Origin of the sequence: Sphingomonas naphthae, from assembly GCF_028607085.1 — a bacterium.
Lineage (GTDB): Bacteria > Pseudomonadota > Alphaproteobacteria > Sphingomonadales > Sphingomonadaceae > Sphingomonas_Q > Sphingomonas_Q naphthae.
Window position 1 is genome coordinate 2,628,806 of the sequence record NZ_CP117411.1, and the last position, 14,110, is coordinate 2,642,915.

Annotated in this window: 14 protein-coding genes; 9 read left to right on the forward strand and 5 right to left on the reverse strand. The window is 67.1% G+C overall.

What is annotated here, in order from left to right:
- Positions 1–16 precede the first annotated feature (16 nt).
- Positions 17–919 (forward strand): 2-hydroxyacid dehydrogenase, encoded by a 903-nt coding sequence (locus PQ455_RS12650; protein ID WP_273686442.1) that lies wholly within the window; start codon positions 17–19, stop codon positions 917–919.
- Positions 920–947: 28 nt separating this feature from the next.
- Here PQ455_RS12650 and ruvA read toward each other — a convergent pair whose 3' ends face one another.
- The 3 genes from ruvA to secG form a co-directional block, all read right to left on the reverse strand.
- Complete coding sequence (gene ruvA / locus PQ455_RS12655; RefSeq protein ID WP_273686443.1) at positions 948–1,553, reverse strand: Holliday junction branch migration protein RuvA; 606 nt, start codon at positions 1,551–1,553, stop codon at positions 948–950.
- Between the two features lie 93 nt (positions 1,554–1,646).
- Positions 1,647–3,281 (reverse strand): CTP synthase, encoded by a 1,635-nt coding sequence (locus PQ455_RS12660; RefSeq protein ID WP_273686444.1) that lies wholly within the window; start codon positions 3,279–3,281, stop codon positions 1,647–1,649.
- A 142-nt stretch (positions 3,282–3,423) separates the two neighbouring features.
- Positions 3,424–3,777: a preprotein translocase subunit SecG gene (gene secG / locus PQ455_RS12665; RefSeq protein WP_273686445.1), complete on the reverse strand. Its 354-nt coding sequence runs from the start codon at positions 3,775–3,777 to the stop codon at positions 3,424–3,426.
- 309 nt (positions 3,778–4,086) lie between these two features.
- Here secG and PQ455_RS12670 point away from each other — a divergent pair, with 309 nt between their 5' ends.
- The 8 genes from PQ455_RS12670 to PQ455_RS12705 all read left to right on the forward strand — a co-directional run bounded on the left by PQ455_RS12670 (position 4,087) and on the right by PQ455_RS12705 (position 10,350).
- Positions 4,087–4,641, forward strand: a complete 555-nt coding sequence (locus PQ455_RS12670; protein WP_273686446.1) for a F0F1 ATP synthase subunit delta — start codon at positions 4,087–4,089, stop codon at positions 4,639–4,641.
- Between the two features lie 2 nt (positions 4,642–4,643).
- A complete protein-coding gene (atpA, locus tag PQ455_RS12675; RefSeq protein WP_273686447.1) occupies positions 4,644–6,173 on the forward strand; it encodes a F0F1 ATP synthase subunit alpha in 1,530 nt (509 codons plus the stop codon).
- Between the two features lie 13 nt (positions 6,174–6,186).
- Positions 6,187–6,810 carry a LysE family translocator gene (locus PQ455_RS12680; RefSeq protein ID WP_273686448.1) on the forward strand — a complete coding sequence of 208 codons (624 nt, stop codon included), beginning with the start codon at positions 6,187–6,189 and terminating at the stop codon, positions 6,808–6,810.
- 6 nt (positions 6,811–6,816) lie between these two features.
- Positions 6,817–7,701, forward strand: a complete 885-nt coding sequence (locus PQ455_RS12685; protein WP_273686449.1) for a F0F1 ATP synthase subunit gamma — start codon at positions 6,817–6,819, stop codon at positions 7,699–7,701.
- 111 nt (positions 7,702–7,812) lie between these two features.
- On the forward strand, positions 7,813–9,276 hold the full coding sequence (gene atpD, locus PQ455_RS12690; protein WP_273686450.1) for a F0F1 ATP synthase subunit beta: 1,464 nt from the start codon (positions 7,813–7,815) through the stop codon (positions 9,274–9,276).
- Positions 9,273–9,458: a glutathione S-transferase gene (locus tag PQ455_RS12695; RefSeq protein ID WP_273686451.1), complete on the forward strand. Its 186-nt coding sequence runs from the start codon at positions 9,273–9,275 to the stop codon at positions 9,456–9,458. The genes atpD and PQ455_RS12695 overlap by 4 nt, the downstream gene beginning before the upstream one ends.
- Positions 9,458–9,721 carry an ATP synthase F1 subunit epsilon gene (locus PQ455_RS12700; protein WP_273686452.1) on the forward strand — a complete coding sequence of 88 codons (264 nt, stop codon included), beginning with the start codon at positions 9,458–9,460 and terminating at the stop codon, positions 9,719–9,721. The genes PQ455_RS12695 and PQ455_RS12700 overlap by 1 nt, the downstream gene beginning before the upstream one ends.
- Positions 9,718–10,350: a hypothetical protein gene (locus PQ455_RS12705; protein ID WP_273686454.1), complete on the forward strand. Its 633-nt coding sequence runs from the start codon at positions 9,718–9,720 to the stop codon at positions 10,348–10,350. Before PQ455_RS12700 ends, PQ455_RS12705 begins: the two co-directional genes overlap by 4 nt.
- A 120-nt stretch (positions 10,351–10,470) precedes the next feature.
- Here the strand turns inward: PQ455_RS12705 and PQ455_RS12710 are convergent, their stop codons facing one another.
- Positions 10,471–11,664: a dipeptidase gene (locus PQ455_RS12710; RefSeq protein ID WP_420542874.1), complete on the reverse strand. Its 1,194-nt coding sequence runs from the start codon at positions 11,662–11,664 to the stop codon at positions 10,471–10,473.
- A 53-nt stretch (positions 11,665–11,717) separates the two neighbouring features.
- Positions 11,718–14,036 (reverse strand): TonB-dependent receptor, encoded by a 2,319-nt coding sequence (locus tag PQ455_RS12715; RefSeq protein ID WP_273686456.1) that lies wholly within the window; start codon positions 14,034–14,036, stop codon positions 11,718–11,720.
- Positions 14,037–14,110 lie beyond the last annotated feature (74 nt).

The following is a 14,110-nucleotide window of genomic DNA, read 5'->3' on the forward strand; positions in this document are numbered from 1 at the left end:
CGCTAGAAGATCGGAAATGGCTCAAAATCCCGATTTATACCTGATGGCGCCGCTGATCCCGCATACGGTGGCCGCGCTCGAAAGCCGCTTCCGCATTCACCGCAGCGATCCGCCGCCCTCCACCCGCGCCATCGCGTGCGGCGGAACGACGGTGATCGACGCGGCGTCGATGGATCGACTGCCGAACCTGGGGATCATCGCCTGCTGCGCCGTCGGCTATGACGGGGTCGATACCGCCGCCGCCGCCGCGCGCGGCATCCGCGTGACCAACACGCCCGACGTGCTGACCGACGACGTCGCCGATCTCGCCATCGGGCTGATATTGGCGCTGGAACGGCGCATCGCCTTCGCCGACCGGCTGGTGCGCGGCGGCGGCTGGGCGATGCCGCTCAGCCGCAAGGTGAGCGGGCGGCGGATCGGCATCTTCGGCCTCGGCCGCATCGGCCACGCCATCGCCCGCCGCGCCGCGCCCTTCGCCGGCGAGATCCTCTACACCGCCCGTTCGGAGAAAGCGGACGTGCCATACCGCTACTGCCCCGACATCACCGCTCTGGCGGCGGCGAGCGACATATTGGTCCTCGCCGCCCCCGGTGGCGACGCCACGCGCGCGATAGTTGACGCGAACGTGCTGGCGGCGCTCGGCGCGGACGGCGTGCTGGTCAACGTGTCACGCGGCAGCCTGGTGGACGAGCCCGCGCTGATCGCCGCGCTGGAGGCGGGTGGTATCGCGGGTGCCGCGCTCGATGTGTTCGCGGACGAACCCCATGTGCCCGAGGCGCTCAGGGCGATGGATCAGGTGGTGCTGACGCCGCATCTGGGCAGCGCCACGCAGGACACGCGCCGGGCGATGGGCGAGCTGACGGTGGCGAATCTGGATGCCTTCTTCGCGGGGAAACCGCTCCTCACGCCCGTTCCCTGATCCGTTCATCCCAAGCGCGAGAGCGGCCTTACCGCTTGGCCGCCTTCCGCAACGCCAGCCGCACGGTCGCGTCCAGCCCGCCATCCTCGCCCAGCTCGTCGATCGCCGCCGCCACCGCCGCGCTCGCCTCGGCCGGCCGGAAGCCGAGATTGGCGAGCGCCGACAGCGCGTCCGCCGCCGTCCCGCCGGACGCGGCGGTCGCCACCGATCCGCCGCCGGGGCCGATCGCGATGCCGCCCACCTTGTCCTTCAACTCGCGCACGATCCGCTCGGCCAGCTTCGGCCCGACACCGTTGGCCCGCGCCACCATCGCCTTGTCCTGGGCCCCCACGGCGCGCGACAGATCGGCCGGCTCCAGCACCGACAGGATCGCCAGCGCCACCCGTGCGCCGACCCCCTGCACGCCCGTCAGCAGCCGGAACCAGTCCCGCTCGCTGGCGGTCGCGAAGCCGACGAGGCGGAGGAAATCCTCGCCCACCAGCATCTCGGTATGCAGCATCGCCGCCTCCCCCACCGGGCCGATCGCGGCCAGGGTGCGCGAGGAAGCCCCGACGAGATAGCCGACACCGCCCACGTCGATGACGGCGGAATCACTATCGGTGGAGACGAGGCGGCCCTTGAGATGCGCGATCATGCGGGGGTGATAGCGGAGGCGCGGGCGGGCGTCATGGGTTCAACCCGCCAAGCCTGATGATCGACTGTACCACCACACTGCGGGATCAAGCACCTAGACCAGCCGGCTCTGCTTGACCGCCGCCTCGACGAAGCTGGCGAACAAGGGATGCGGATCGAAGGGCTTGGATTTCAGTTCCGGGTGGAACTGGACGCCGACGAACCAGGGATGGTCGGGGCGCTCGACGATCTCGGGCAGTTCACCGTCGGGCGACATGCCGGAGAAGACAAGGCCGCCGGCCTCCAGCGCATCCTTGTAATGCGCGTTCACCTCATAGCGGTGGCGGTGGCGTTCGGAGATGGCGGTGTCGCCGTAGATCGAGGCGACGTGGCTGTTGCCGGCCAAGGCCGCGTCATAGGCGCCCAGCCGCATCGTGCCGCCGAGATCGCCGCCGGCCTCGCGCTTTTGCAGGCCGTCCGCCGTCATCCATTCGGTGATGAGGCCGACCACCGGCTCGTCGGTCGGGCCGAATTCGGTGGTGGAGGCGGTGGCGATGCCGGCGGTGTTGCGGGCGCCTTCGATGCAGGCCATCTGCATCCCCAGGCAGATGCCGAAATAGGGCACCTTGCGCTCACGGGCGAAGCGGACCGAGGAAATCTTGCCCTCCGACCCGCGCTCGCCGAAGCCGCCGGGGACGAGGATGGCGTGGAGCGGTTCCAGCTTGGCGGTGACCTCCGCCTCGTCCTTCTCGAACAGTTCGGCGTCGATCCAGCGGATGTTGACCTTCACGCGATTGGCGATGCCGCCATGCACCAGCGCCTCGTGGAGCGACTTGTAGGCATCGGGCAGCCCGACATATTTGCCGACCACACCGATCGTGACCTCGCCTTCGGGGTTGTGGACCCGATCGACGATATCCTCCCACTGGCGCAGGTCCGGCGCGGGGCCGGGCGTCATGCCGAAGGCGGCGAGGACGGCGCTGTCGAGGCCCTCGGCGTGATAATTGAGCGGCACCTCGTAGATCGACTTGGCGTCGAGCGCGGGGATGACGGCCGATTTGGGCACGTTGCAGAACAACGCGATCTTGGCGCGCTCGCCTTCGGGCAGGGGGCGGTCGCAGCGGCAGACCAGCACGTCGGGCTGGATGCCCAATGAGGTGAGGTCGCGCACGCTGTGCTGGGTCGGCTTGGTCTTCAGCTCGCCGGCGGCGGCGATATAGGGGACGAGGGTGAGGTGGACGAAGATCGCGCGATCGCGGCTGAGATCGTTCCGCAGCTGGCGGATCGCCTCCATGTAGGGCAGCGATTCGATGTCGCCGACGGTGCCGCCGATCTCGCACAGCACGAAATCGACGCCCTCGGTTTCCGCCGTGGCGAACTGCTTGATGGCATCGGTGACGTGCGGGATGACCTGCACGGTGGCGCCGAGATAATCGCCCCGGCGCTCCTTGGCGATGATTGTCTGGTAGATGCGACCGCTGGTGACGTTATCCGACTGGCGGGACGAGACGCCGGTGAAGCGTTCGTAATGGCCGAGGTCGAGGTCGGTCTCGGCCCCGTCGTCCGTCACATAGACCTCGCCGTGCTGATAGGGCGACATCGTGCCCGGATCGACGTTGAGGTAGGGATCGAACTTGCGAATGCGGACGGTGTGGCCACGCGCCTGGAGCAGCGCTGCGAGCGCCGCGGCCATGAGGCCCTTGCCAAGCGAGGAGACCACGCCGCCGGTGATGAAAATGAACCGCGTCATGGGAGGATGGGCTTAAGCCGTCCCCGGCGGAAAGGGCAAGGGCACGAATCCCGCGCTGGCGGGGATAAGTGCGTCAAGGGGGGATATGCCGCCTACCCGCCCCGATCGCGTGAACGACGCGATCGGGTACTAGATCAATAGCTTATCGCGCGAGCGGGACCGCGTTGTTGTCGGCCGGCGCCGGGGCGGCGGCGGGCGCTTCGGCCGCGCCGGGGGTGGGCGCCGCCTCGCCGGGCTTGCGCGCCAGGCTGGTGTCGATCGTGGCGCCGCGATTGAGCGTGGCGGCATAGCCCGCCAGGAAGATGCTCATCACCACGAAGGCGGTGGCGAGAATCGTCGTGGCGCGGGTGAGGAAATCCGCCGCGCCGCGCGCGCTCATCAGGCCGGACGGGCTGCCCGACGAGGTGAGGCCGCCACCCTCCGACCGCTGCATCAGGATCACCGCGACGAGGGCGGCGGCGATCAGCGTGTGGACGACGAGCAGGAAGGTGAACATGATGCGGCGCGTTTCCGGTCTATGCGGGGATTGAACGCGCGCCCCTACTATAAGGGCCGCCCGCGCTCAACCGTCGCGGTGGATCGCCGCGCCGCGATCCACCCCGCGATCATCGCCATTGGCGCAATGGACGATGCGCCAAGCGAGACAGTGCATTGCAAGGTAGGAATATGCTTGCTAACCGGCCCGCGACAAACGGCGGGCGGCATACTCTGGGGAGAGGCCGAACCTGCCGTCTCGGCACAGGCACGGCCCTTCTGCGAATCACGCACATGGGCTGGCCGGCACTGGCTGGAGGATATGGGGCGCGTGGACATGTCGGGCGGTATCGAGGCGAGCCTTGGGGGGCGCTATGCGTCCGCCCTGTTCGATCTGGCGCGTGAGGAGAAGCTGATCGACATCGTGTCGTCGGATCTCCGCCAGGTGAAGGCGGCCATCGCCGAGAGCCCCGAATTCCGCCTGCTGATCGCCAGCCCGCTGGTAAGCCGCGACGAGGCCGGCAATGCGATCGCCGCCGTGGCCGGTTCGCTGGAGATCGATCCGCTGACCGCCAAGTTCCTGGGCGTGCTAGCGCAGAACCGCCGGCTGGCCGATCTGCCCAAGATCATCAAGGCCTATGAGACGCTGGCGTCGCGCCATCGCGGCGAGACCACCGCGCAGGTCGTTTCCGCCCGTCCGCTTTCCGACGATCAGGTCACAGCGCTCAAGGCGAAGCTGAAGGATCAGCTGCGCCGGGACGTCACGGTCGATCTGTCGGTCGACCCGGCGATCCTGGGCGGGCTGATCGTGAAGGTCGGCTCGAAACAGATCGATGGCTCCATCCGCACCAAATTGAACTCCCTCGCGCAGGCGATGAAAGGCTGAACATGGAAATCCGCGCCGCAGAAATCTCTCGGGTCATCCGGGACCAGATCGCGAGCTTCGGCACCGAAGCGCAGGTCTCGGAAGTTGGCCAGGTTCTCTCGGTGGGTGACGGCATCGCCCGCATCCACGGCCTCGACAACGTCCAGGCCGGCGAGATGGTCGAGTTCGCCAACGGCATCCAGGGCATGGCCCTCAACCTCGAGGCCGACAATGTCGGCGTCGTGATCTTCGGGTCCGACTCGCAGATCAAGGAAGGCGATGTCGTCAAGCGCACCGGCACCATCGTCGACGTGCCGGTCGGCAAGGGCCTGCTCGGTCGCGTGGTCGATGGCCTCGGCAATCCGATCGACGGCAAGGGCCCGATCGTGTCCGACCAGCGCAGCCGCGTCGAGGTCAAGGCGCCCGGCATCATCCCGCGCAAGTCGGTTCACGAGCCGGTGCAGACCGGCCTGAAGGCGCTCGACGCGCTCGTCCCCGTCGGCCGTGGCCAGCGCGAGCTGATCATCGGCGATCGCCAGACCGGCAAGTCCGCCGTCGCGATCGATACCTTCATCAACCAGAAGGAAAGCCACAAGGGCAGCGACGAGGGCAAGAAGCTCTACTGCATCTACGTGGCGATCGGCCAGAAGCGGTCGACCGTGGCGCAGCTCGTCCGCACCCTGGAAGAGAATGGCGCGATGGAATATTCCATCATCGTCGCCGCAACCGCGTCCGACCCGGCCCCGCTCCAGTTCCTGGCGCCCTACACCGGCTGCGCGATGGGCGAATATTTCCGCGACAACGGCATGCACGCCGTGATCGTGTATGACGATCTGTCGAAGCAGGCCGTCGCCTATCGCCAGATGTCGCTGCTGCTGCGCCGCCCGCCGGGCCGCGAAGCCTATCCGGGCGACGTGTTCTATCTCCACAGCCGCCTGCTGGAGCGCGCGGCGAAGATGAACGACGACAACGGCAATGGTTCGCTGACGGCGCTGCCGATCATCGAGACGCAGGCCGGCGACGTGTCCGCCTACATCCCGACCAACGTGATCTCGATCACCGACGGCCAGATCTTCCTCGAGACCGATCTGTTTAACGCCGGTGTCCGCCCCGCCATCAACGTCGGCCTTTCGGTCAGCCGCGTCGGTTCGGCCGCGCAGACCAAGGCGATGAAGAAGGTCGCCGGATCGATCAAGCTGGAGCTGGCGCAGTATCGCGAAATGGCCGCGTTCGCGCAGTTCGGTTCGGACCTCGACGCCTCGACCCAGAAGCTGCTGAACCGCGGCGCGCGCCTGACCGAGCTGCTCAAGCAGCCGCAGTTCCAGCCGCTGCCGTTCGAGGAGCAGGTCGCGTCGATCTTCGCCGGCACCACCGGCTATATCGACAGCGTGCCCGTCACCGACGTGGTCCGCTACGAAGCGGCGATGCTGGGTTACCTGCGCAGCGACCATGCCGACGTGCTGGCGACCATCCGCGATACCAAGGATCTCGGCGACGAGGCCAAGGGCAAGCTGAAGGCCGCGCTCGACAGCTTCGGCAAGACCTTCGCCTGACGCCTAAGGCCCCATGACGCCCACCTCCTCCCTTCTGGCCTGGACGCTGCTTTCGGTGGCGATCGTGCTGTCGCCGGGGCCCGACACGATCCTCGTGGCGGGCAATGCGGCGCGGCGCGGTCTGCGCGCGGGGCTCGCGGCCATGGCCGGGATCGAGGTGGGTGGCCTGTGGTACATGGCGCTGTGCGGTTTCGGCTTCCTCTCGGTGCTGAACGCGGTGCCGGGCCTGTTCGCGGCCGTCCGCATCGTCGGCGCGCTCTACCTGGCGTATCTCGGCTACAAGCTGCTGCGCGGCGTGGTGAAGGCGGCGCCGGCGGATGGCGCGGCCAAGCCGGTCGCGATCGGCGCGCCGTTCCGTCAGGGGCTGCTGACCAACGTCCTCAACCCCAAGCTCGCGATGTTCCTGCTCGCCGCGCTGCCGCAGTTCGTCGGCAGCGGGCCGGACGCGCCGTTGCAGGGTGTGCTGCTGATCGGCATCACCTATGCCTTCGGCTTCGTCTGGCTGACGCTGGTCGCGCTGTTCGCCGCCAAGGCCGGCGCGAAGGTCGGCCAGAGCCCGGCGATGCGCTGGATCGAAGGCGCTCTCGGTGTCGCGTTCCTCGGCTTTGCCGGCAAGCTCGCTCTTTCCCGGAATTGATGATCCATGCCCAGTCTTAAGAGCCTCAAGGTCCGCATCACCTCGGTGAAGTCGACGCAGAAGATCACCAAGGCGATGAAGATGGTCGCCGCCGCCAAGCTGCGCCGCGCGCAGATGGCCGCCGAAGCCGGCCGCCCCTATGCCGAGCGCCTCAACGCGGTGATGGCGAGCCTCGCCGCCAAGGTGCAGATCGGGCCGAACAGCCCGAAGCTGATCGCCGGCACCGGCGCCGACAAGCGCCACCTGCTGGTCGTCGCCACCTCCGAGCGGGGCCTGGCGGGCGCGTTCAACACCAATATCGTCCGCGCCGCGCGCAAGAAAGCCGAAGAGCTGATCGCGCAGGGCAAGGATGTGAAATTCTACCTGATCGGCAAGAAGGGCCGTGGCCCGCTCAACCGCTTCTTCCCCGGCCGGATCGTGCATCAGGTCGATCAGACCCACATCAAGACCGTCGGCTTCGGCGACGCGCTGGAAGTGGCCAGGGATCTGACCGCGCGGTTCGAGGCAGGCGAATATGACATCGCCCACCTCTTCTACGCCCGCTTCCGATCGGCGCTGGTGCAGGAGCCGACCGAGCAGCAGATCATCCCGGTGTCGATCCCGGCCGTGACCGGCACGGTGGACGCGGGCGCCTCGGCGGTGGTGGAATATGAGCCCGACGAGGAGACGATCCTGGCCGAGCTGCTGCCGCGCAACGTGGCGGTGCAGCTGTTCCGCGCGATGCTGGAGAATGCCGCGTCCGAGCAGGGCAGCCGCATGACCGCGATGGACAATGCGACGCGCAACGCCGGCGACATGATCAAGCGCCTGACGATCCAGTACAACCGCACCCGCCAGGCCGCGATCACGACCGAACTGGTCGAGATCATCGCGGGCGCGGAGGCGCTGTAAGAGTTTTACGTCACCCCGGCGCAAGCCGGGGTCTGGTGCCACAGACGATACTCCCGTGGAGGGAGATCCCGGCCTTCGCCGGGATGACGACGGAAGAAGAAGGTAGAAACGATGGCAACCGCACCCGCAATCTCGTTCGGCACGAACAATGTCGGCCGCATCAGCCAGGTCATCGGCGCCGTCGTCGACGTGACCTTCCCCGATGGCCTGCCGGCTATCCTGTCCGCGCTGGAAACCAGCAACAACGGCCAGCGCCTCGTGCTCGAGGTCGCCCAGCATCTCGGCGAGAACACCGTCCGCACGATCGCGATGGACGCGACCGAGGGGCTGACCCGTGGCCAGGAAGTGACCGACACCGGTTCGCAGATCCGCGTGCCGGTCGGCCCCAAGACGCTCGGCCGCATCATGAACGTCATCGGCGAGCCGATCGATGAGCGCGGCCCGGTCGATTCGGACATCACCGGCCCGATCCACAACGCCGCCCCGCCCTTCATCGACCAGTCGACCGAAGCCGCGATCCTCGTCACCGGCATCAAGGTGATCGACCTGCTCGCGCCCTACGCCAAGGGCGGCAAGATCGGCCTGTTCGGCGGCGCCGGCGTCGGCAAGACCGTGCTGATCCAGGAACTCATCAACAACATCGCAAAGGGCCATGGCGGCGTGTCGGTGTTCGCCGGCGTCGGCGAGCGGACCCGCGAGGGCAACGATCTCTATCACGAATTCCTCGATGCGGGCGTCATCGCCAAGGATGCCGACGGCAATCCGACGCATGAGGGTTCGAAGGTGGCGCTGGTGTTCGGCCAGATGAACGAGCCGCCGGGCGCCCGCGCCCGCGTCGCGCTTTCGGGCCTCGCCAACGCGGAATATTTCCGCGACGTCGAGGGCCAGGACGTGTTGTTCTTCGTCGACAACATCTTCCGCTTCACCCAGGCGGGTTCGGAAGTGTCGGCGCTGCTGGGTCGCATCCCCTCGGCCGTGGGCTATCAGCCGACCCTGTCGACCGACATGGGCGCCCTTCAGGAGCGCATCACCTCCACCAACAAGGGGTCGATCACCTCGGTGCAGGCGATCTACGTGCCCGCCGACGATCTTACCGATCCGGCGCCGGCCACCTCCTTCGCCCACCTCGACGCGACCACCACGCTGAACCGCGCGATTTCGGAGCTGGGCATCTACCCGGCGGTCGATCCGCTCGACTCGACCAGCCGCGTGCTGACCCCCGCCGTCGTCGGCCAGGAGCATTATGAGACGGCCCGCGCCGTCCAGGAGATCCTCCAGAAGTACAAGTCGCTTCAGGACATCATCGCGATCCTCGGCATGGACGAGCTGTCCGAAGAGGATAAGCTGACCGTGCAGCGCGCCCGCAAGATCCAGCGCTTCCTGAGCCAGCCGTTCCACGTCGCCGAGGTCTTCACCGGCATCAGCGGCAAGTTCGTGCAGGTCGCGGACACGGTGAAGAGCTTCAAGGCGGTGGTCGACGGCGAATACGATCACCTGCCCGAGGCGGCCTTCTACATGGTGGGCGGCATCGACGAGGCGATCGAGAAGGCCAAGAAGATGGCCGCCGACGCGTGATCGGGACGACGCTGCGCCTCGAGGATGCGGTGAACAGCCTCTGCCCCTGGTCGGGTGACCCGATCTCGGCGGATGCGCTCACGGTGTATCGCGGCGCGGTCGTCGGCTTCTGCAATCCGGGTTGCCGCGACAAGTTCGCGGCCGCCACCCGCGCCTTCGACGGCGCGCTTGAGGAAAAGTGATGGCGCTCCACTTCGAACTCGTCACGCCCGAGAAGCTCCTCCGTTCGGAGGACGTGCATATGGTCGTGGTGCCCGGCACCGAGGGGGACTTCGGCGTGCTGGCGGGCCATGCGCCCTTCATGTCGATCATCCGCAATGGGGATCTGACGATCTATTCCGGCCCCAACAGCATCTCGGGCCGCATCCATGTGGAAGGCGGTTTCGCCGAAGTCAGCGAGAAGGGCCTGACGGTCCTCGCCGAGAAGGCGACCGAAGCGGCGTGATCGCGCGCGGCGCCGCGACGGCCTTCCTGGCCCTCGCCGCCGCGTCCGCCCCCTATGCGGCGGCCTTGGCCGCTGCCAGCGACATCTCCGATGCGGCAGTCCCTGCCCCGTCCAGCGACATTCCCGAGAGCGACCGGACCCGGGAGGCGGTGTCCGTGGCGATCGCCGCGTGCGAGACGTGGCTGTTGCATCCCTCGACCTGGTCGGAGGGGATCGATCGCTTCCCCGCGCGCGCCAATCTGGCCGCCAAGGGGCTGGTGGCGGTGGCATCCGTGCCCGACGCCGCCTTGCCCCCGCCCGAGGCGCGGCAGGCGCTGCATTACTGGCGGGTCGCGGCGGGCGACGGCGGGGTGTTCGTCGTCACATCCGACAAGCAACCGATCTGCCATGCCACGGGCGGTGGATCGCAGGATTTTCAGCCGGCGATCGAGGCGGTGCTGGCATCGGCGATCTTCCAGCTCGATTGGGTCGGCGGCGGCGAGGACGTGGCGGGCGACATGCGATCGGGCCGCTATAATTACCGGGTCGATCGCATCATGGAGATGCTGGTGTCGCGCGCCACAACGGCGCAGGCGCGCACGGACCGGCCGCAACTGGTGCTGACCGCCCAATATGCCATCGGGCGTTAAGCCCGGCCTGCCCCGATCGCCGTCAGCGGGCTGGCGGGGAGCCGATCAGGGCCTATCGGTGCCAAATCGGATCATGACAAACCGTCGCCCCGGCGCAGGCCGGGGCGACGGTCACAGGGGTTACGACTTGGCGGCCGCGCCCTTCGCGTAGATTTCTGCCGCCTTCAGCACGCGCAGCACATTGCCCGACCAGATGTTGGCCAGATCCTTGTCGCTGTAGCCGGCGGCCTTGATGACGGCGGTGATCTTGGGGATGTCGGTCACGTCCTCCATGCCGATCACGCCGCCGCCGCCGTCCCAGTCGAGGCCGATGCCGACATGCTCCGGGCCGACCAGCTTCAGCGCGTGGAGCAGATGCTTGGCGAACATGTCGAAATCGGGCCGGCTGCCGGGATATTTGGCGAGGATCGCGCGGCGCTCCTTCATCAGCGCGGCGACCTCGGCGGGCGGCAGATCGCGGCGGTTGCCGACCTTGGCCATCAGCGCCTTCATCTCGGCATCGCGCGCCGGGCTCGCGACGGCCTTGGCGATATAGTCGCCATAGCTGTTGATCTGGATGACCCCGCCCTTGGCCGCCAGCGCCTTCAGCCGCGCGTCATCGACGTTGCGGGGGTGATCGTAGACCGCCTTGCAGCCCGAGTGGGAGAGGATGATCGGGGTGGCCGACAGGGCCAGCATCTGATCGAGCACGTCATCCGACGAATGGCTCGCGTCGAGGATCATCCCCAGCCGGTTTGCCTCCGCCACGAACGCCTTCCCCGCCGGGCTGAGACCATGCCATTCGAGCCCGGCCGGATCGGTCGAGCTGTCCGCCCAGTCGTTATTGCGGAAATGCGCCGGGCCGATCATCCGCACGCCGAATTTGTAGAAGGTCGCCATCAGGCCGATGTCGCCCGACAGCGGATAGCTGTTCTCGATGCTCTGGTAGACGATCACCTTGCCCTTGGCGGCGATGCGCGCGGCATCGTCGGCGGTGAAGGCCAGTTCCATCCGGTCGGGATGGGCCGCGACCATCTCGCGGATGTCCATCGCGCGGACGAGCGCGGCTTCGCGCGCGGCGCGGATGCCCTCCGGCGTGCGCGGGCCCTGGGCGGTGTAGATGGCGAAGAAGCCGCCATCGAGCCCGCCCTTGGCCATGCGCGGCAGATCGACCTGGCTGAAATCCTCATGCCCGTCGTGCCCGGCCGTGAAATCCCAGCCCGGCCGGCTGAAATTGGCCGGCGTATCGAGATGGGTGTCGAGCGTGATGAGCTTCTGGTGGAGCGCCATCACCGCCGGGCTCACCACCGGCCCCGGCCCGGCCGCCGCCGGCATCGCCACCGATGCCGCCAGCGTTACGCACAAAGCTACAAACGACTTCACTCGCATCAGATCTTCCCCGTGAGCGTCAGCTGGAACGTGCGATCGGGCCCGGGACGGAAGGTCGCCAGCGTGTTGATGGTGGTGTTGATCGTGCCGAGATAATCCTTGTTGAAGATATTATCGACGTTGAAGCGCAGCCGCGCCTGCTTGAGGAAGCCGAGGTCCAGCCCCTCGCCCAGATCCACATAGGCGCTGGTGACGATATAATCCTTGGTCAGCTCGCTGTTGACGAAATTGCTGTAGCGGCTGCTGAGGTAGCGCGCCGAGAAATTGGCGACGAGCCACGGCGCGGGCTCCACCGTCACGCCCGACTGGACCAGCCACTTGGCGTTGTCCGGCACGCGCTTGCCCTTGATGACGAAGGTCGAGAAATTGTCCTGGAATTTCGCGATGTTGTAGGTGACGTTGGTGTTGAAATAGGCCAGCCCGTTCAGCACGTTGGGCTTGAACGTGCCGCTGAATTCGGCGCCATAGGATTTCACCCCGCCGACATTCTGGAAGAAGGTCTCGGTCGTCGTCGATCCCGGCACGATCGAGGCGAAGGATTGCAGGCGGTTGTCGAACGCGGTGTAGAAGCCGGCCAGCGCCAGGTTGAACTGGGCGCGGTTGGTGCGGAAGCCGATCTCGTAATTCTTCGCGGTCTCGGGCTTGGGGCCGGTCACCAGCGGGCTGGCGGCCGAGAAGATGTCGTCGGCGCCGCGCGGCAGGGCCATATTCTCCGCATAGGAGGCGAAGATCTGCTCACGCGCGGTGAGGTTGAAGACCACGCCAGCCTGCGGGAGGAAATAATCCTTCCAGCGGTCGTTCAGCTGCGGCGTGCGGCGGTTGATATAGTCCGCCGGGTTGCGATAGCCGTAGATCTTGAAGCCCACGTCGAGCGTCTTGAAGCCCAGCTCGACCTTCAGCCGATCCTCGACGAAGCCCAGGGTCGCCTTGGCGAACAGCTGGATCGTCTCCCGCTTGGAGCGGTAATCGCGCTGGAGGTGGACCGGCTCGTTGAGCAGCGGCTCGCCATCCGGGCTGCCGCCGACCTGGTTGTAGCGCGCCTGGGTGCGGTGATAATCGTCGGTCTCGGCCCAGAAGCCGGCCTCCAGCTTGTGCGCACCGAAATCCCAGGTGGCATTGCCGGTTATGCCCTGCCGCGTGCCATCGATGCCCGACAGGCCATATTGCAGGCCCTTCGGCGCGGTGAGCCCCGCCACGATCAGCCGCTCGGCGTTATAGCTGGCGAGCGAGGTGGCATAAGCCTCGGGCGACACGCCGTAGCCCTTCTTGTCCTCCCAATAGCCGGTCACCGCGAAGCTCAGCGCGTCGGTGATGCCGAAGCGGCCAGCCAGGCTGTAGAGCCGATCGTTGCGCGAGTTGATCGCCTGCTTGAAATATTGGTTATAGCCGGTGTTGGAGTAGGTGATCCCCGGCGTCGTCACCGGCAGCACCGGCACCGTGCCGAGATAGGCGAAATAGCGCCCCGATCGGCCGAAAAGCGGATCGGATCCCGGAACGCCGGCATATTGCGCCTTGGTGATCGCCGGGCTGTCGTAGTCGAAATAATCGTTGTCGAGGAAGCTGAAGGTGATGTCCGACCTGTCGTCGATCTCGTAGCGGACCTTCGCCTCGATATGCTCGCGATCGATCGTGCCGGGGCCACGCCAGACGTTGGCGTCCAGCTTCGATCGGCTGATGAAGGCCGAGAAGCCGTTCCAGGTGCCCGTGTCGAGGCGGATGTAGCTGCGGCGCTGGTGATCGCTGCCGATCGTATATTGCGCCATCACGCCCAGATCGGCCTCCGGCTTGGTGGTGATATATTGCACGATCGGGCCGAGCGAGGCGTAGCTGGGCAGTGCCGCGTCGCCCGCGCCCTGGCTGGCCGTGACCCGCTGGAGATTCTCGTTCTCGACATAGCGGAAGATCGGGCTGCCGCCGAACTGGTCGCTGCGGCCCATCGGCACGCCATCGAGCAGGAAGCCGATCTGCTGGAAGTTGAAGGCGCGCACGAATACCGAATTGCCGAATTCATACATGCCGAGCGCGTCGTTCGCCTGTACGTTGAAGCCGGGCAGGCTCTCCAGCATCTTCAGGCCGGAAATGCCGGCGGGGGCGGAGAGCAGGGCCTCGCGCGTGATCGAGATGGTGTTGCGCGTCTGATCGGTGCCGATCGCGACCGATGCCTCGGACGCGCGGCGGCCGGTGACGACCAGTTCGGTGCTGGGCTCCTCGGCGGTTTCGGCGGGGGCGGGCGGCGGGGTCTGCGCGAAGGCGGGGGCGGCGATGCTCGCGGCGGCCAGCGCAAGGATCGATGTGAGACGGCGTGACGAAACGAACATGGCTGGCCCCTCGAGAATTGGTCCTGCCCTTGGCCATCCTCCGGGTCGCTCTGCGGCGCCGCTCCTGTGACAGA